Source organism: Burkholderia sp. Bp9143, assembly GCF_003853645.1.
Classification (GTDB): Bacteria; Pseudomonadota; Gammaproteobacteria; order Burkholderiales; family Burkholderiaceae; genus Burkholderia.
The window spans coordinates 18680-36633 of record NZ_QTPO01000070.1; the positions used below are offsets into that span (position 1 = coordinate 18680).

Sequence of the window (17954 nt, forward strand, 5' to 3'; positions counted from 1 at the left end):
TCTCTGCCATGAAAGCCAGCCTTCAACTCCGCCTGTCGCAACACCTGGCGCTGACGCCGCAACTGCAGCAGTCGATCCGGCTCCTGCAGCTGTCGACGCTCGAACTGCAGCAGGAAGTCGCGATGGCCGTCGCGCAGAATCCGCTGCTCGAGAACGATGACGAATGGATCGCGAGCCCGCTGCGCGTCGCGGCGGACGGATCGCTGATCGCGCAGACACCGCCCGGACAAAACACCGAACCGGGCATCGCGAACGGCAGCAGCCAGTCGAGCGATCGCGCGGAGCGCGACGAGCCGGCCGGCGCCGACGAATACGACGCCTACGCATCGGGCGACGCCGGCGACGGCCCGCAGTGGAATCTCGACGAGTTCGGCCGCTCGAGCGGCGCCTCGGACGACGACGACCTCCCACCGCTGCAGGTGCAGGAAGCCGCGACGTCGCTGCGCGACCACCTGTCCGCGCAATTGCGCGTCACGCAGGCCGGGCCGCGCGACCGCGCGCTCGTGATGTTCCTGATCGAATCGCTCGACGACGACGGCTACCTGACCGCCTCGCTCGACGAAGTGCTCACCGACCTGCCGCCGGAACTGGAAATCGACTGCGACGAACTGAATGCGGCGCTCGCGCTGCTGCACAGTTTCGACCCGGCTGGGGTCGGGGCCCGGTCGGCGTCAGAATGCCTGAAGCTGCAGTTGCTGCGCCTCGATCCGTCCCCCACCCGCACGCTCGCGCTGGAGATCGTGTCGCAGCACCTCGAACTGCTCGCCGCGCGCGACTTCACGCGGCTGCGCAAGCACCTGAAGGCGAGCGACGACGCGCTGCGCGACGCGCATGCGCTGATCCGCTCGCTGGAGCCGTTCCCCGGCGCCGCGTACGGCAAGGCCGAGGCCGACTACGTCGTGCCCGACATCATCGTGAAAAAGGCCGGTCAGGGTTGGCTCGCGGAACTCAATCCGGAAGTGATGCCGCGCCTGCGGATCAACAACCTGTACGCGAACATCCTGCGCAACAGCCGCGGCGATCCGTCGGCCGGATCGTTGAAACAACAGCTCCAGGAAGCGCGCTGGCTGATCAAGAACATCCAGCAACGATTCGACACGATCCTGCGAGTCGCGCAGGCTATTGTCGAACGTCAGAAGAATTTCTTTGCGCATGGCGAAATTGCCATGCGCCCCTTGGTTTTGCGGGAAATAGCTGATACGCTGGGCCTACACGAGTCGACTGTCAGCCGTGTGACAACTGGCAAGTACATGCTGACCCCGTTCGGGACGCTTGAATTTAAGTACTTCTTCGGATCACACGTTTCGACCGACACCGGAGGCGCCGCATCGTCGACCGCCATCCGAGCCCTGATCAAGCAACTGATAGGAGCTGAAGACCCAAAATCGCCACTTTCGGACAGCCGCATTGCCGAGCTGCTGGCAGAACAGGGATTCGTGGTTGCGCGCCGCACGGTTGCCAAGTATCGCGAAGCCCTCAAAATCCCGGCAGTGAATCTGCGCAAGTCTCTTTAAGCCTGCCGCCTGCCCGGCGGCAGGCGTGTTCCGGCCACCGCGCACACGGGGAACAGGCCGGGCGACCTGTCCGCGAATTTGCCGCCACGTGCGGCAGGGGCAAGTCGACCGGAGCGCCGCCTCGATGCGGCCGGGTGGTCACTCGCTTGGAGAAGCACTATGAACCTGAAGATCAGTGGACATCATCTCGAAGTCACGCCTGCAATTCGCGAATACGTGATCACCAAGCTGGACCGGGTGCTACGGCATAGCGATCAGGTGATCGATGGCACTGTGATCCTCTCGGTCGACAACCACAAGGAAAAGGACAAGCAGCAGCGCGCGGAAATCAACCTGCACCTGAAGGGCAAGGACATCTTCGTCGAAAGCGCAAACGGCAACCTGTACGCTGCGATCGATCTGCTGATCGACAAGCTGGATCGCCAGGTCGTCAAGCACATGGAGCGTCTGCAGACCCATGCGCACGACCCGATCAAGCTGCAGCCGTCGATCGACCAGATCGAACTGCCGCCGCAATAACGCTCACCGCAATACACACGACGCCCGGTTCGCCGGGCGTTTTTTTGTGTCCGGGCGGCAGTGGTGCGACCGGTCCGTCCGTGCCGCGCCACGCACGCGGCTGTGCTCTATAATGTTCCGGTTATCGCCGGGGGGGCGTTGGATGCGGTAGCTGCCTTGCAGGTTGCCGATGCCGAACGCCTTGATATCGCCGAACATGGAAGATCAGTCTGCCGCCGCAAGGAGACCCCAGGCCGCCCAATCGCCTGCCAACATGAATCGCCTAGCCAAAATCCTGCCCATAGAGAACGTCGTCATCGACCTCTCCGTCACCAGCAAGAAACGCGTCTTCGAACAAGCCGGGCTGATCTTCGAGAACCAGAACGGCATCGCCCGCAGCACCGTCACGGACAACCTGTTCGCGCGCGAGCGCCTCGGCTCGACCGGGCTCGGCGAAGGCGTCGCGATTCCGCACGGGCGCATCAAGGGGCTCAAGCATCCGCTCGCCGCGTTCGTGCGGCTCGCCGACGCGATTCCGTTCGAAGCGCCCGACGGCCAGCCGGTCGGTCTCCTGATTTTCCTGCTCGTCCCCGAGCAAGCCACCCAGCAGCACCTCGAAATCCTGTCGGAAATCGCGCAACTGCTGTCCGATCGCGACGCGCGAGAGCGTCTGCACAACGAAACGGATCTCGCCGAGTTGCATCGCCTGCTCACTCAGTGGCAACCTTGAGTTGATCCGGGCGGAATATTTTCCCGAACGAGGCGGCACGTGCCGCCGACCAGGGCCGCCCGGCGCCGGTCCGGCATGGCGACGCCCGTCGCCGCGCGCATGCACCGGCTCATTGGAGTGACGAGAGTCATGGATACGTCCAGCATCAACGCCCAGAGCATCTTCGACGACAACGCGGCCACGCTGAAGCTGAGCTGGCTGACGGGGCATGAAGGCTGGGAGCGCGGTTTTTCGGCCGACACCGTCGGCAACGCAACGTCGAGCGCCGACCTCGTCGGCCACCTGAACCTGATCCACCCGAACCGGATCCAGGTGCTCGGCGAAGCCGAAATCGACTACTACCAGCGGCAGACCGACGAAGACCGTTCGCGCCACATGGCCGAGCTGATCGCGCTCGAACCGCCGTTCCTCGTCGTCGCCGGCGGCGCCGCCGCGCCGCCCGAGCTCGTGCTGCGTTGCACGCGCTCGTCCACGCCGCTGTTCACGACGCCGATGTCGGCCGCCGCTGTAATCGACAGCCTGCGGCTCTACATGTCGCGCATCCTCGCGCCGCGCGCGACGCTGCATGGTGTGTTCCTCGACATCCTCGGGATGGGTGTGCTGCTCACCGGCGACTCCGGGCTCGGCAAGAGCGAGCTCGGTCTCGAACTCATCAGCCGCGGCCATGGCCTCGTCGCCGACGACGCCGTCGATTTCGTCCGACTTGGCCCCGATTTCGTCGAAGGCCGCTGCCCGCCGCTGCTGCAGAACCTGCTCGAAGTGCGCGGCCTCGGCCTGCTCGACATCAAGACGATCTTCGGTGAAACCGCGGTGCGCCGGAAAATGAAGCTGAAGCTGATCGTCCAGCTCGTGCGCCGCCCGGACGGCGAATTCCAGCGGCTGCCGCTGGAAAGCCAGACGGTCGACGTGCTCGGCTTGCCGATCAGCAAGGTCACGATCCAGGTGGCGGCCGGCCGCAACCTCGCGGTGCTCGTCGAAGCGGCCGTGCGGAACACGATCCTGCAATTGCGCGGAATCGACACGTTGCGTGATTTCATGGATCGGCAACGACTCGCGATGCAAGATCCCGACAGTCAGTTCCCCGGCAAGCTCGTGTAACCTCCCCGCGCCGGCCTCGTAGCGCCGACGCGTCGAGCCGGTGCTATGATGAAACGTCAGGATTCTCTGCTTCCCATGCGCATCGTCCTCATCACCGGCATCTCCGGCTCAGGCAAGTCCGTCGCGCTGAACGCGCTTGAAGACGCAGGCTACTACTGCGTCGACAACCTGCCGCCGCACGTGCTCCCCGAACTCGCCCGCTACCTTGCCGACGGCGGCCAGCACCGGCTCGCGGTCGCGATCGATGCGCGTTCGAGCGCGTCGCTGGACGAAATGCCCGGCCTGATCCGCGCGCTGTCGCTCGAACACGATGTCCGCGTACTGTTCCTCAACGCGAGCACGCAGGCGCTGATCCAGCGTTTCTCCGAAACGCGCCGGCGCCACCCGCTGTCCGGCTCGCCGTCGCACGATGCGAATGTCGGGCTGCTGTCGTCGCTCGAGGAAGCGATCGAGCGCGAGCGCGACCTGGTCGCGCCGCTCGCCGAATTCGGTCACCAGATCGATACCAGTACGCTGCGCGCGAACGTGCTGCGCACGTGGGTCAAGCGCTTCATCGAGCAGAAGAACAACGATCTGATGGTGATGTTCGAGTCGTTCGGCTTCAAGCGCGGCGTGCCGCTCGATGCCGACCTGATGTTCGACGTGCGCGCGCTGCCGAACCCGTACTACGACCATGAGCTGCGCCCGCTCACCGGGCTGGACCAGCCGGTCATCGCCTTTCTCGACGCACTGCCGATCGTCCACCAGATGATCGACGACATCCATGCGTTCCTGATGAAATGGCTGCCGCACTTTCGCGAAGACAACCGCAGCTACCTGACCGTCGCCATCGGCTGCACGGGCGGTCAGCATCGCTCGGTGTTCATCGCGGAAACGCTCGCCGCGCGCCTCGCGCACGATGCGAACGTGATCGTGCGGCATCGTGACGCGCCGGTGGATGTCGACGCGTCGTCGCGGCTCGTCGCCGAGGTCGAACGACCTTAGCGACACCGCCCTCTCGCCGGCGCGCCATGTCCACCCTATCGACCACCCTGATCGACCTGCCGCTGTTTCCGCTGCACACGGTGCTGTTCCCCGGTGGCTGGCTGCCGCTCAAGGTGTTCGAGGCGCGCTATCTCGACATGTCCCGCGCATGCCTGCGCGACGACGCGCCGTTCGGCGTGTGCCTCTTGAAAAGCGGGCCCGAGGTCGCGCAGGACGGCGCCGTGTCGGTGCCCGAGACGATCGGCTGCATGGCGCGCATCACCGAGTGCGACACCGGCGAATTCGGGATGCTGTACCTGCAGGCGATCGGCACGCAGCGATTCGAGTTGCTGTCGTATCGCGTCGAAGGCAACGGGCTGCTGGTCGGGATCGCGGAACCGCTGCCCGACGACATCCCGCTCGAAGGCGAACAGGCGCTCGCGCAATTCGGCTCGTGCGCCGAGGTGCTCGAGCGCATCATCGAAGCGCTGAAGAAATCCGAACCGGACAAGATGCCGTTCGGCGAACCGTTCCGCCTCGACGACCCGAGCTGGGTGTCGAACCGCCTCGCGGAACTGCTGCCGCTCGACCTGCGCGCGCGGCAGAAGCTGATGGAGTTTCCGGATGTCGGCGCGCGGATCGACGCCGTGCACCACGTGCTCGACCGGCACGGCTGGCTGTAGGCGCCGGCCGTCCGGTCGCGTCGCACCGGCATCGCCGCGCGGACCATCCTGACGGGCGAAACACCCGCGGCGGTCCGGGGCTTCCGTCAGCGCAGCCCGAGCCGCGCCCTTCCCCTTGCGTTACAGCAGCGGTCCGCTCAGCGCATCGAGCAGCTTGCGCACCGGCGCCGGCACGCCGTACGCATCGAGCCCGGCGAGCGGCACCCACGCCGCCTCGGCATCCTGCGCATGCGCGAGCGGCAGCCCGCCGTTTGTCATGTCGCTCAGCCGCGGCTCGATCTCGAGCCGGAAATGCGTGAACGTGTGCGTAAACGGTGCGAGCGGCACCGGGCCGCCGCCGCCGAAACCGCGTGCGAGTTCCGCGAGTGCCGCATCGCCGTCCGCCTGCGGCAGGCACCACAGGCCGCCCCAGATGCCGGCCGGTGGACGCCGCTCGAGCAGCACGGCGTCGCCGTCGCGCAGCACGAGCATCCAGGTCTTGCGCGTCGGCACGGCCTTCTTCGGCCGCGCGGCCGGCAGTTCCCGCTGCCGGCCCGTCGATTGCGCGACGCAGTCGCCCGCGAACGGACAGCGCGCGCAATCCGGCTTGCCGCGCACGCACAGCGTCGCGCCGAGATCCATCAGCCCCTGCGTGTAGGCGCTCACGTCGGCCGCATTCGCGGCATCCGGCAACAGCGATTCGGCCAGCGCCCACATGTCGTTCTCGACTCGCTTCTCGCCCGGGAAGCCTTCGACGCCGAACACCCGCGCCAGCACGCGCTTCACGTTGCCGTCGAGGATCGTCGCGCGCGCACCGTATGCGAACGACGCGATCGCCGCGGCCGTCGAGCGGCCGATGCCCGGCAATTCCGCGAGCGCTTCGGGCGTCGACGGGAATACGCCGCCATGCTCGGCGACGACGACCTTCGCGCAGCGGTGCAGGTTGCGTGCGCGCGAGTAGTAGCCGAGCCCGGCCCACAGCGCCATCACATCGTCGGACGGCGCGGCCGCGAGCGCGGCGACGTCGGGAAAGCGCTCGAGAAAGCGCGTGTAATACGGGACGACGGTCGAGACCTGCGTCTGCTGCAGCATGATTTCCGACAGCCAGATCCAGTACGGATCGCGGGTGTTCTGCCACGGCAGATCGTGGCGGCCGTGCACGCGCTGCCAGGCGATCAGGCGCGTGGCGAACGTGCGATGCAGCGGCGTGACGGGGAACGGAGCGGGGGCAATGCGGGGCGGCTTCAAGTGTTCGAATCTTTGGAAAGAGGTTTCAACGCGGGACTCAACGCTGGCAGGTCGGACAGTAATAGGTCGAGCGCTGACCCTGCACGATCTGGCGGATCGGCGTGCCGCATACACGGCAAGGCAGCCCCGCACGATCGTAGACGAAGCAGTCGAGCTGGAAATAGCCGCTTTCGCCGTTGCTGCCGACGAAATCGCGCAGCGTGCTGCCGCCGCGCTCGATCGCGTCGGCGAGCGTCGCGCGCACCGCGTCGGCCAGTCGCTCATAGCGCGGCAGCGACACCTTGCCGGCGGCGGTCGTCGGCCGGATGCCCGCGCGAAACAGGCTCTCCGACGCATAGATGTTGCCGACGCCGACGACCATGTCGCCCGCGAGCAGCGCCTGTTTGACCGACACCGTACGGCCACGCGTGCGCGCGTGCAGCAGCGCACCGGTGAACGCCGGCGAGAACGGCTCGACGCCGAGACTCGCGAGCAGCGGATGCGCATGCACGTCGCCCGCTTCACGCGGGTGCCACAGCACGGCGCCGAAACGGCGCGGATCGCGGAACCGCAGCACGAACTCGTCGAAGATCCAGTCGATATGATCGTGTTTCGCGGCGACCGGCACGCCGGCCGCGGGCAGCACGCGCAGCGTGCCCGTCATCCCGAGATGAACGATGAACCAGCCCGCGTCGACCTCGAACAGCAGGTACTTGCCGCGACGCTCGACGGCGAGCACCTCGCGCGCGCGCAATTGCTCGGCGAGCCCCGCCGGCACGGGCCAGCGCAGCATCGCGGTACGGACGTCGACACGCTCGACGCGGCGGCCCGCGACAAAGGGCTCGATGCCCCGGCGCGTGACTTCGACTTCTGGCAACTCTGGCATGTTTTGCGGGTCTGAGACTGGATTCACGATCGTGCGTGTATTGTAGCGAGCGCGTTACAATCGGTTGAAACATCGAACGGATTTCCATGACCCTGCCCTCGAAGCTGCTTCTGAAGCGCCCCGCCGCCGAGCGCGGCGCGCGTGCCTTCCCGGTCCGCCGTGCGCTCGGCGCCGCGCTGTTCGCCGCCTGGACCCTCACCGCCTTCCCGGCCCACGCGCAGAATCCGGCATCGGACGACGCGGAGCCGCAGGGCGCGTTCGAGCACGTGATGCCGGACGAGAACAAGGATCTCCCGGGCGTCCCGCTGACGAGCCAGATCGTCTACCAGGTCCTGGCCGCCGAGGTCGCGCTCCAGCGCAACCAGCCGGCGCCGGCCTACCAGACCTATCTTGCGCTCGCCCGCGACACGCGCGATCCGCGCATGGCGCAGCGTGCGACCGAGATCGCGCTCGGCGCGCAAAGCCCGGCCGACGCGCTGTCCGCGGCCAATCTTTGGCGTCAGTACGCACCCGATTCGAACCGCGCATCGCAAGTCGACGCCGCGCTGCTCGTGCTCGCCGGCAAGCCGGCCGACGCGCAGCCGATGCTCGCGCGCGAACTGGCCCGTGCGACCGGCGAAACGCGCGGCCCCGCGATCCTCGCGCTGCAGGCGCTGCTGGTGCGCGGTGCCGACCGCGTCGGCGGCCTCGCGGTGCTGAAGGACATGCTGAAGAACGACATGAACCGCCCCGAGGCGCAGCTCGCGATCGCGCGGCAGCAGTTCGCGGTCGACGACAAGGAAGGCGCTGCGCAGTCGCTGAAGCAGGCGCTGCAGATCCGCCCCGACTATCTGCCGGCTGCGCTGATGCTGTCGCAGATGGGGCCCGCCGAGCGCGCGACCGGCATCGCGTCGTTCGAGAAATATGTTCAGCAGAATCCGAAGTCGCGCGATGCGCGCCTCGCGCTGTCGCAGCTCTACCTCGCCGACGACCGCCTCGACGACGCGCAGAAGCAGTTCGAGACGATGCGCAAGCTCGACTCGAAAGACCCGACGCCGCTGATGGCGCTCGCGCTGATCAAGATCCAGCAGAAGAAGCTCGACGATGCGAGCGCGTACCTGAAACAGTACGTGCAGCTCGGCAACAAGCAGCCGAACCTCGACGTCGGCCAGGGCTACATCTACCTCGCGCAGATCTCGATCGAGCAGGGCAACGACGCGCAGGCGTCGCAATGGCTCGACAAGGTCGACCAGACGAGCCAGCACTACCTGCCCGCGCAGATCACGCGCGCGCAACTGCTGCAGAAACAGGGCAAGACCGACGAGGCGCGCAAGGTGCTCGACGACCTGCCGATCAGCGATCCGCGCGATGCGGCCGTGGTCGCACGCACCGACGCGTCGATCCTGTTCACCGCAAAGCGCTATCCGGAAGCCGAGGCGCGACTCGCGCAGGCCGTCCAGGACTTCCCGGACGATCCCGACCTGCGCTACGACTACGCGATGGCGGCCGAGAAGACGGGCCACTACGCGTCGATGGAAAAGCAGTTGCGCGAGCTGATCCGCACGCAGCCCGACAACCCGCAGGCGTACAACGCGCTCGGCTATTCGCTGGCCGATCGCAACCAGCGCCTGCCCGAAGCCAGCAAGCTGATCGACAAGGCACTGTCGCTCGCGCCGAACGACGCGTACATCATGGACAGCCTCGGCTGGGTGAAGTACCGGATGGGCGACGCGGCCGGCGCGGCGACGGTGCTGCGGCGCGCGTACGAGCTGCAGCCGAACGCCGAGATCGGCGCGCACCTCGGCGAAGTGCTGTGGAAGAGCGGCGCGCAGGACGACGCGCGCACCGCGTGGCGTGCCGCGCAAAAGCTCGAGCCCGACAACGACACGCTCGTGCAGACGCTCAAGCGCCTGCAGATCAACGGCCTCTGATGCGGATGTTCCCGATGCTTTCCCTGTCTTCCCGCGTGCTGCGCACGCTGGCCGCGGCCGGTGCCGCGCTCGCGCTCGCCGGCTGCGCGAGCACGCCGCCGTCGGCAAATGCGCCGGCGGGCGCCGTGCTGCAGACGGCCGCGACGCATGCGTACCACGGCCGCTTCGCGGTGCAGTACAGCGACCGCCTCGGCCGACCGCAGAACGTGTACGGCAATTTCGACTGGCAGGAGCACGGCGACGACGTGTCGCTGGAGTTGCGCAGCCCGCTCGGCCAGACACTCGCGGTCGTGAAGTCGACGCCGCAGACCGCGTCGCTCGAACTGCCGAACAGCCAGCCGCAATACGCGACGGACGTCGGCGAGCTGATGCAGAACACGCTCGGCTTCTCGCTGCCGCTAGCCGGCCTGCGCTACTGGCTGCTGCCGACGCCCGCGCCCGCGACACCCGCGCAGACGGTCCGCGACCCGGCCGACGCGGCGCGCGTCAAGCAGATCCGCCAGGACGGCTGGACGATCGACTATCTCGCCTACGCGGACGCACCGGCCACGGGCGTCAAACGCGTCAACCTCGTGCGCGCTACACCGCCGCTCGACATCAAGCTCGTGCTCGACCAGTAAGCACGTGAACCTAGCCCCGACATACGCATGACCGATTCGACCCGCTCGCTGCGCAACTGCCTTGCGCCCGCGAAACTCAACCTGTTCCTGCACATCACCGGCCGCCGCCCGAACGGCTATCACGATCTGCAGAGCGTGTTCCAGCTGCTGAACTGGGGCGATTCGCTGCACTTCACGCTGCGCGACGACGGCCGCGTCGCACGCGTCACCGACGTGCCGGGCGTGCCCGAGGAAAGCGATCTCGTCGTGCGCGCGGCCAACCTGCTGAAAACGCACACGGGCACCGCGGCCGGTGTCGACATCGAGATCGACAAGCGCCTGCCGATGGGCGCGGGCCTCGGCGGCGGCAGCTCCGACGCGGCGACGACGCTGCTCGCGCTCAACCGCCTGTGGCAGCTCGACCTGCCGCGTGCGGAACTGCAGTCGCTTGCAGTGAAACTCGGCGCGGACGTCCCGTTTTTTGTTTTTGGAAAAAATGCGTTCGCAGAGGGTATCGGAGAAGAATTAGCTGAGGTAGAATTGCCGACTCGCTGGTTCTTGGTTGTGACGCCACGAGTTCATGTCCCAACCGCTGAAATTTTTTCAGACGAGTTGTTGACAAGAGACACGAAGCGCGTCACAATTACGGACTTTCTTGCACAGCAAAACAGCGATGCGGGATGGCCAGACAGCTTCGGCCGGAACGACATGCAGCAAGTTGTGACAAGTAAGTACGCGGAAGTTGCGCAGGTGGTCAAATGGTTGTATAATGTGACCCCCGCGAGGATGACCGGCTCCGGAGCAAGCGTGTTTGCAGTGTTTCATAGCAAGCACGAGGCAGAAGCGGCGAAAGCCAAGCTGCCCACCGGTTGGAACGGTGCAGTTGCCGAGAGCCTGAACGAGCATCCGCTCTTCGCTTTCGCGTCATGAAGTTTTGCTTTGCCGGATGGCCTACAAGTCCGGTGAAGTTATCAGTTGAGTGTAGGGGAGTCGCCAAGTTGGTCAAGGCACCGGATTTTGATTCCGGCATGCGAGGGTTCGAGTCCTTCCTCCCCTGCCAAAAATTTTCCCGCATTTCCCGCCTAAGCCTGAAGCAGGTGCACGATGAGCAGCCACAGCCATGATGGCTTGATGGTCTTTACTGGCAACGCGAATCCCGCGCTCGCCCAGGAAGTCGTCAATATCCTTGGAATCCCCCTCGGCAAAGCAATGGTCAGCCGTTTCTCCGACGGCGAGATCCAGGTCGAGATCCAGGAAAACGTGCGCGGCAAGGACGTCTTCGTCCTGCAATCCACGTGCGCGCCGACGAACGACAACCTGATGGAACTGATGATCATGGTCGACGCGCTCAAGCGTGCGTCCGCCGGCCGGATCACCGCTGCCATCCCCTACTTCGGCTATGCTCGTCAGGACCGCCGCCCGCGCTCGGCGCGCGTCGCGATCTCGGCGAAGGTCATCGCAAACATGCTGGAAATCGCCGGCGTCGAGCGGATGATCACGATGGATCTGCACGCCGACCAGATTCAAGGCTTCTTCGACATTCCGGTCGACAACATCTACGCAACGCCGATCCTGCTGGGCGACCTGCGCAAGCAGAACTACTCGGATCTGCTCGTCGTGTCGCCGGACGTCGGCGGCGTGGTGCGTGCCCGGGCACTCGCGAAGCAGCTCAACTGCGATCTCGCGATCATCGACAAGCGCCGTCCGAAGGCGAACGTCGCCGAAGTGATGAACATCATCGGTGAAGTCGAAGGTCGTACCTGCGTGATCATGGACGACATGGTCGATACGGCCGGCACGCTCTGCAAGGCCGCGCAAGTGCTGAAGGATCGCGGTGCGAAGCAGGTGTTCGCGTACGCGACGCACCCGGTTCTGTCGGGTGGCGCCGCCGAACGTATCGCCGCATCGGAACTCGACGAGCTGGTCGTCACCGATACGATCCCGCTGTCGGCCGAATCGCTGGCCTGCTCGAAAATCCGCTCGCTGACGAGCGCGAGCCTGCTGGCCGAAACGTTCTCGCGGATCCGCCGCGGCGACTCGGTGATGTCGCTGTTCGCCGAATCCTGATCGCGGAACGACACGACAAAGCATGCGCAGAAAGCGAAGCGGCAACGCTTCGCTTTTTGCACAATCGGACGGGATAGACGAAACCCTGTCCGTTTTATCGGGGGCCGCCATTTCGCCGGCCCCGTTTTACTGCCTGGTCGCGGGCAGCTAATGGAGAATCACATGAAAGTCGTCGCTTTCGAGCGCCAACAGCAAGGTACGGGTGCGAGCCGCCGCCTGCGCAACGCCGGTAAGACCACGGGTATCGTCTACGGTGGCGAAGCAGCCCCGCAAAAGATCGAACTCGATCACAACGCGCTGTGGCATGCACTGAAGAAGGAAGCCTTCCACTCGTCGATCCTCGACCTCGAAGTGGCAGGCCAGTCGCAACAGGTTCTGCTGCGCGACGTGCAATACCACCCGTTCAAGCAACTCGTGCTGCACGTGGACTTCCAGCGCGTCGACGCGAAGAAGAAGCTGCACACGAAGGTGCCGCTGCACTTCCTGAACGCTGAAGTCAGCCCGGCAGTGAAGCTGTCGAGCGCAATCGTCTCGCACGTCGCGACGGAAATCGAAGTCGAGTGCCTGCCGTCGGCTCTGCCGGAATTCCTCGAAGTCGATCTGTCGAAGATCGAAGCAGGTCAGTCGCTGCACGCGAAGGACATCGCACTGCCGAACGGCGTCGCGCTGGTCGCGCACGTCGACGCGGAAAACCCGGTTGTCGCATCGGCGACGGTCCCGGCTGGTGCCGTGTCGGACGCAGCAGGCGAAGGCGAAACGCCGGCTGCCTAAGCGGCTGCCCACGCGCCATTCGATCCGTTTCACGAAACGGTCGACGCAACCCGCCGCGGCTTGCCCGGCGGGTTTTTCTTTTTCTGCGCCCAGGCGGGCGCTGCCGCCTACGAAACGTCATGATCAAACTGATCGTCGGCCTCGGCAATCCCGGGGCGGAATACACCGCGACGCGCCACAACGCCGGCTTCTGGCTGATCGACCAGCTCGCCCGCGAAACCGGCACGACGCTGCGCGACGAGCGCCGCTTCCACGGCTTCTACGCAAAAGCGCGCCTGCACGGCGAGGAAGTCCACCTGCTCGAGCCGCAAACCTACATGAACCGCTCCGGCCAGTCGGTCGTCGCGATCGCGAGTTTCTTCAAGATCCTGCCCGACCAGATCCTCGTCGCCCACGACGAACTCGATCTGCCACCCGGCACCGTGAAGCTGAAGCTCGGCGGCGGTAGCGGCGGCCACAACGGCCTGAAGGACATCTCCGCGCATCTGTCGTCGCAGCAGTACTGGCGCCTGCGCATCGGCATCGGCCATCCGCGCGACCTGATCCCGGAAGGCGCGCGCGCCGGCGCGAAGCCCGACGTCGCGAACTTCGTGCTGAAGCCGCCGCGCCGCGAGGAGCAGGACGTGATCGATGCATCGATCGAACGCGCGCTCGCCGTGATGCCGATGGTCGTCAAGGGCGAACTCGACCGCGCGACGATGCAGCTGCATCGCAACTGACCCCGCACTGCGCCGGCGCGGTGCAATTTGCCGCCCGGTTACCGCGGTCACGCCGGGTGGCCCCACCCTCCCGCGCAATTGCGCACTGCAACGCCCACATGCGGTAATCTGGTCGCTTTTGTCCGTCAGGAGCCAAGTGGTGAGCCGTTACTGGAGCGACGTCGTTCAGCAACTCGTGCCTTACGTGCCGGGCGAACAGCCCGCGCTCGCACACCCCGTCAAGCTGAACACCAACGAGAATCCCTATCCGCCCTCGCCGCGCGTCGTCGCGGCGATCGCACGCGAACTCGGCGACACCGGCGACACGCTGCGCCGCTATCCCGACCCGCTCGCACGCGCACTGCGCGAGACGGTCGCGGCCCATCACCGCATCAAGCCCGAACAGGTCTTCGTCGGCAACGGCTCCGACGAAGTGCTCGCGCACGCATTCCAGGCACTGCTCAAGCATGACCGGCCGCTGCGCTTTCCGGACATCTCGTACAGCTTCTACCCGACCTACGCGCGCCTGTACGGCGTCGAGACCACGATCGTGCCGCTCGCGGACGACTTCTCGATCCGCGTCGAAGACTATCTCGACGACGCGGGCGGCGTGCTGTTCCCGAACCCGAACGCGCCGACCGGGCGCGCGCTACCGCTCGCGGACATCGAGCGGATCGCGGCCGCGAATCCGTCGTCGGTCGTGCTCATCGACGAGGCGTATGTCGATTTCGGCGCGCAATCCGCGATCACGCTGATCGACCGCCATCCGAACCTGCTCGTCGTGCACACGACGTCGAAAGCGCGCTCGCTCGCAGGCATGCGCGTCGGCTTCGCGTTCGGCGATGCGGCGTTGATCGACGCACTGAATCGTGTGAAGGACAGCTTCAACTCCTATCCGCTCGACCGGCTCGCGCAGGTCGCCGCGCAGGCGGCATACGAAGACACCGACTATTTCGGCGCAACCTGCCGGCGCGTGATCGACAGCCGCGCGCGGCTCACGCACGCACTCGAGGCGCTCGGTTTCGACGTCGTGCCGTCGGCCGCGAATTTCGTGTTCGCGCGCCATCCCGCGCACGATGCGGGCGCGATCGCGGCAAAGCTGAAGGATCGGGAAATTTTCGTGCGGCACTTCCGGGCGCCGCGCATCGACCAGCACTTGCGCATCACCGTCGGCACCGACGCCGAATGCGACGCGCTCGTCTCGGAATTGCGCGACCTGATCGGCTGAAACGGTAACGGAAGCAGAAGCAGAACCGGCGCCGAACGGCGCCGGCCAAGGCATGCGTGACGCCGCGACGCGTGCGCGTCACCACAGGTCACTGCGCGTCGTCGCCCTTCGCGGCGGTCAACGCGTGATACTTCGCCATCAACTGCGCGTGCGATTCGTCATGCTGCGGATCGCGCGGAATGCATTCGACCGGACACACCTGCTGGCACTGCGGTTCGTCGAAATGGCCGACGCACTCGGTGCACTTGTTCGGGTCGATCACGTAGATATCCGGGCCCATCGAAATCGCGCCGTTCGGGCACTCGGGCTCGCACACGTCGCAATTGATGCACTCGTCGGTAATCATCAAAGACATACTGGTCTCACTTCTTCAGGCCGGCGGCCGGCTTCGCAACGAAACCGGCCGGCGCCGCGTCACGCGGCCGGGCCTCCCATCGCAGCGACTTTCTCGGTCAGCCACTTCTCGACGGACGGGAACACGAACTTGCTGACATCGCCGCCCAACTGCGCGATTTCGCGCACGATCGTCCCCGAGATGAACTGGTACTGATCGGACGGCGTCATGAACATCGTCTCGACGTCGGGCAGCAGATAGCGGTTCATCCCCGCCATCTGGAACTCATATTCGAAATCGGACACGGCACGCAGGCCGCGCACGATCACGCGCGCGTTGTTGGTGCGGACAAAGTCCTTCAACAGGCCCTTGAACCCCATCACCTTCACGTTCGGATAATGGCCGAGCACCTCGTTCGCAATCTTCAGACGTTCTTCCAGCGAGAAGAACGGCTTCTTCGCGCGGCTGTCGGCCACACCGACCACCAGCGTATCAAAAATGCTCGACGCACGCCGCACGAGGTCTTCGTGCCCGCGCGTCAGCGGATCGAACGTACCGGGATACACGGCGACTACCATGTCGCTCCTCCTGTCATCACGCAAACGGGGTGGCAGCCGTGCGACGCGCACGCCACTGCCGAGATGGGCATGCGTCGCCTTTGCGGTGCGCCGCCTCGTATGGAACGCGCATTATTCATCATTTTCGCGCCGCAGCAAATGATAGTGAACCGCACCGGCCTTGCCGTGCTTCACCACCTGCCAGCCGGCCAGCGCTTCGTGCGCGGCCGGGTCGAGTTCCGCCCCGGTCTCGACGTACAGCGCGCCATCCGGCGCGACGAGCGGCGCCGCCAGCGCGACCGCGCGATCGAGCACGGCCGGCTCGCCGAACGGCGGATCGAGGAACACGACGTCGAATGCACCCGGGGTCAGCCCGGCCGCGAGCCGCAGCGCGTCGGCTTCCGCGACCTCGACCGAGCGTGCGCCGAGCTTGTCCTTGATCGCGCGCAGCTGCTGCGCCGCGCGCGGGTGGCGCTCGACCATCACGACGCTCGTCGCGCCGCGCGACGCGGCCTCGAACCCGAGCGCGCCGGTGCCCGCGAACAGATCGAGGCAGCGCCGGCCTTCGAGATCCTGGCCGAGCCAGTTGAACAGCGTCTCGCGCACGCGATCGGGCGTCGGCCGCAGGCCGTCGAGATCGAGCACGGCGAGCGGCGTGCGTTTCCAGTCACCGCCGATGATGCGGATCGTGTGCGGCTTGCCGCGGCTGGAGGGGGCCGCCGGGCGGCCGGAAGAGGAACGGGACATACGGAATATCGACAACGGAGGGACCGGATGCGCACGCGGGCGCACCGCCAAACAGGCGCACGTTACCACAGCGGCGGCACCGGCTGACGCGAGTGCCTCGCCGCACTGATAAAATGCACGGTTTCGGCAGCCGTGCGCACACGCGACGGCCCCTCCGGCGCCCCGCCCTCTTCCCGACGTCAGACCATGTTCAGCTTCTTCAAACGATTCAAGAAAACGCAGGAGCCCGACTCCGCGGAATCGCAATCGGCCGACGCGCAGCAACCGGACGAGCCGTCCGACGCGCCCGCCCCCGAACCCCGCCAGGCGGTCGAAGCACCGCAAGCGCCCGCGCAGCCGCAACAGGCCGCGCCGGCCGTCGTGATGACGGTCACGCCGACCAACGACGGCAGCGACGAAGTCGTCGAAGCGGTCGAGATCGTGCCGCCGCCGACGCAGGACGCTTCCGCGAAGAAATCGTGGCTCGCGCGCCTGAAGTCCGGGCTCGCCAAGACGGGCTCGAGCATCACCGGCGTGTTCGTCAACACGAAGATCGACGAGGATCTGTACGAGGAACTCGAAGCTGCGCTGCTGATGTCCGACGCCGGCGTCGACGCGACCGAGTACCTGCTCGGCGCGCTGCGCGAGAAGGTGCGCGTGGGCCGGCTGACCGATCCGCAGCAGGTGAAGGGCGCGCTGCACGACCTGCTCGTCGAACTGCTGAAGCCGCTCGAGAAATCGCTGATGCTCGGCCGCGCGCAGCCGCTCGTGATGATGATCACGGGCGTGAACGGCGCTGGCAAGACCACCAGCATCGGCAAGCTCGCGAAGCACCTGCAGAGCTTCGACCAGTCGGTGCTGCTGGCCGCGGGCGACACGTTCCGCGCGGCCGCGCGCGAACAGCTGGCGGTCTGGGGCGAGCGCAACAACGTGACGGTCGTCCAGCAGGAAAGCGGCGACCCGGCCGCGGTGATCTTCGACGCGGTCAGCGCCGCACGCGCGCGCAGGATCGACGTGATGATGGCCGACACGGCCGGCCGCCTGCCGACGCAGTTGCACCTGATGGAAGAGCTGAAGAAGGTGAAGCGCGTGATCTCGAAGGCACACGACGGCGCGCCGCACGAGGTGCTGCTCGTGATCGACGCGAACACGGGCCAGAACGCGCTCACGCAGGTGAAGGCATTCGACGATGCGCTCGGCCTCACGGGCCTGATCGTCACGAAGCTCGACGGTACCGCCAAGGGCGGGATCCTCGCCGCGATCGCGCGGCAGCGCCCGGTGCCCGTCTACTTCATCGGTGTGGGCGAAAAGGTCGAGGACCTGCAGCCGTTCAGCGCGGTGGAATTCGCGGATGCGCTGCTCGGCTGAACGCCGCCGGGCCGGACCGCGCGTGGCGCCTTCGGGCGCCCTTTTTCATGCGCGTGACCCGTCCTGAAATAGGTTGACACTTTTTCGCTGAAACGAAGAGGTGCCAAGTGGAGCAAGA

General features: G+C 66.2%; 19 protein-coding genes and 1 tRNA gene. 15 read left to right on the forward strand and 5 right to left on the reverse strand.

Translation table 11 applies throughout. From position 1 onward, the window contains the following. Positions 1-8: 8 nt before the first annotated feature. The 6 genes from DIE23_RS35140 (at position 9) to DIE23_RS35165 (ending at position 5486) form a co-directional block, all read left to right on the forward strand. Positions 9-1514 carry an RNA polymerase factor sigma-54 gene (locus tag DIE23_RS35140; protein ID WP_124616972.1) on the forward strand — a complete coding sequence of 502 codons (1506 nt, stop codon included), beginning with the start codon at positions 9-11 and terminating at the stop codon, positions 1512-1514. A gap of 159 nt (positions 1515-1673) precedes the next feature. After that, entirely contained in the window at positions 1674-2033 is a 360-nt protein-coding gene (hpf, locus tag DIE23_RS35145; RefSeq protein WP_006477786.1) for a ribosome hibernation-promoting factor, HPF/YfiA family, read from the forward strand. A 169-nt stretch (positions 2034-2202) separates the two neighbouring features. Then, positions 2203-2742 carry a PTS sugar transporter subunit IIA gene (locus DIE23_RS35150; protein WP_124616974.1) on the forward strand — a complete coding sequence of 180 codons (540 nt, stop codon included), beginning with the start codon at positions 2203-2205 and terminating at the stop codon, positions 2740-2742. A gap of 129 nt (positions 2743-2871) precedes the next feature. Further along, on the forward strand, positions 2872-3840 hold the full coding sequence (gene hprK / locus DIE23_RS35155) for an HPr(Ser) kinase/phosphatase (RefSeq protein WP_006483133.1): 969 nt from the start codon (positions 2872-2874) through the stop codon (positions 3838-3840). 75 nt (positions 3841-3915) lie between these two features. Further along, on the forward strand, positions 3916-4824 hold the full coding sequence (gene rapZ / locus DIE23_RS35160) for an RNase adapter RapZ (RefSeq protein WP_124616975.1): 909 nt from the start codon (positions 3916-3918) through the stop codon (positions 4822-4824). Positions 4825-4850: 26 nt separating this feature from the next. Then, the gene (locus tag DIE23_RS35165; protein ID WP_059526095.1) at positions 4851-5486 is read left to right on the forward strand and encodes an LON peptidase substrate-binding domain-containing protein; all 636 of its coding nucleotides are present in this window, start codon (positions 4851-4853) and stop codon (positions 5484-5486) included. 120 nt (positions 5487-5606) lie between these two features. Here the strand turns inward: DIE23_RS35165 and mutY are convergent, their stop codons facing one another. After that, on the reverse strand, positions 5607-6713 hold the full coding sequence (gene mutY / locus DIE23_RS35170; protein ID WP_124616976.1) for an A/G-specific adenine glycosylase: 1107 nt from the start codon (positions 6711-6713) through the stop codon (positions 5607-5609). Between the two features lie 37 nt (positions 6714-6750). After that, the gene (gene mutM / locus DIE23_RS35175) at positions 6751-7578 is read right to left on the reverse strand and encodes a bifunctional DNA-formamidopyrimidine glycosylase/DNA-(apurinic or apyrimidinic site) lyase (protein ID WP_044847468.1); all 828 of its coding nucleotides are present in this window, start codon (positions 7576-7578) and stop codon (positions 6751-6753) included. An 86-nt stretch (positions 7579-7664) separates the two neighbouring features. On the opposite strand from mutM, the gene DIE23_RS35180 reads away from it, so the two are divergent. From DIE23_RS35180 to hisC, 8 genes are all read left to right on the forward strand, one after another. Beyond that, on the forward strand, positions 7665-9488 hold the full coding sequence (locus tag DIE23_RS35180) for a tetratricopeptide repeat protein (protein ID WP_124616978.1): 1824 nt from the start codon (positions 7665-7667) through the stop codon (positions 9486-9488). Continuing rightward, positions 9488-10108, forward strand: a complete 621-nt coding sequence (gene lolB, locus DIE23_RS35185) for a lipoprotein insertase outer membrane protein LolB (protein ID WP_124616980.1) — start codon at positions 9488-9490, stop codon at positions 10106-10108. Before DIE23_RS35180 ends, lolB begins: the two co-directional genes overlap by 1 nt. A 27-nt stretch (positions 10109-10135) precedes the next feature. Continuing rightward, positions 10136-11017 carry a 4-(cytidine 5'-diphospho)-2-C-methyl-D-erythritol kinase gene (ispE, locus tag DIE23_RS35190; protein ID WP_124616982.1) on the forward strand — a complete coding sequence of 294 codons (882 nt, stop codon included), beginning with the start codon at positions 10136-10138 and terminating at the stop codon, positions 11015-11017. A 53-nt stretch (positions 11018-11070) separates the two neighbouring features. Further along, positions 11071-11147: transfer RNA gene (locus DIE23_RS35195), tRNA-Gln, on the forward strand. A gap of 44 nt (positions 11148-11191) precedes the next feature. Then, positions 11192-12154: a ribose-phosphate pyrophosphokinase gene (locus tag DIE23_RS35200; protein ID WP_124616984.1), complete on the forward strand. Its 963-nt coding sequence runs from the start codon at positions 11192-11194 to the stop codon at positions 12152-12154. Between the two features lie 162 nt (positions 12155-12316). Further along, positions 12317-12925: a 50S ribosomal protein L25/general stress protein Ctc gene (locus DIE23_RS35205; RefSeq protein WP_124616985.1), complete on the forward strand. Its 609-nt coding sequence runs from the start codon at positions 12317-12319 to the stop codon at positions 12923-12925. A gap of 119 nt (positions 12926-13044) precedes the next feature. Further along, a complete protein-coding gene (gene pth, locus DIE23_RS35210; protein WP_124616987.1) occupies positions 13045-13644 on the forward strand; it encodes an aminoacyl-tRNA hydrolase in 600 nt (199 codons plus the stop codon). Positions 13645-13783: 139 nt separating this feature from the next. Continuing rightward, positions 13784-14851, forward strand: a complete 1068-nt coding sequence (gene hisC / locus DIE23_RS35215; protein WP_124616989.1) for a histidinol-phosphate transaminase — start codon at positions 13784-13786, stop codon at positions 14849-14851. An 88-nt stretch (positions 14852-14939) separates the two neighbouring features. Here the strand turns inward: hisC and DIE23_RS35220 are convergent, their stop codons facing one another. The 3 genes from DIE23_RS35220 to rsmD all read right to left on the reverse strand — a co-directional run bounded on the left by DIE23_RS35220 (position 14940) and on the right by rsmD (position 16489). After that, on the reverse strand, positions 14940-15206 hold the full coding sequence (locus tag DIE23_RS35220) for a YfhL family 4Fe-4S dicluster ferredoxin (RefSeq protein ID WP_044847475.1): 267 nt from the start codon (positions 15204-15206) through the stop codon (positions 14940-14942). A gap of 59 nt (positions 15207-15265) precedes the next feature. After that, positions 15266-15763: a pantetheine-phosphate adenylyltransferase gene (gene coaD, locus DIE23_RS35225; RefSeq protein ID WP_006398238.1), complete on the reverse strand. Its 498-nt coding sequence runs from the start codon at positions 15761-15763 to the stop codon at positions 15266-15268. 111 nt (positions 15764-15874) lie between these two features. Continuing rightward, positions 15875-16489 (reverse strand): 16S rRNA (guanine(966)-N(2))-methyltransferase RsmD, encoded by a 615-nt coding sequence (rsmD, locus tag DIE23_RS35230; protein ID WP_124616991.1) that lies wholly within the window; start codon positions 16487-16489, stop codon positions 15875-15877. A 186-nt stretch (positions 16490-16675) separates the two neighbouring features. On the opposite strand from rsmD, the gene ftsY reads away from it, so the two are divergent. Next, positions 16676-17836, forward strand: a complete 1161-nt coding sequence (gene ftsY / locus DIE23_RS35235) for a signal recognition particle-docking protein FtsY (protein ID WP_124616993.1) — start codon at positions 16676-16678, stop codon at positions 17834-17836. Positions 17837-17954: the final 118 nt, after the last annotated feature.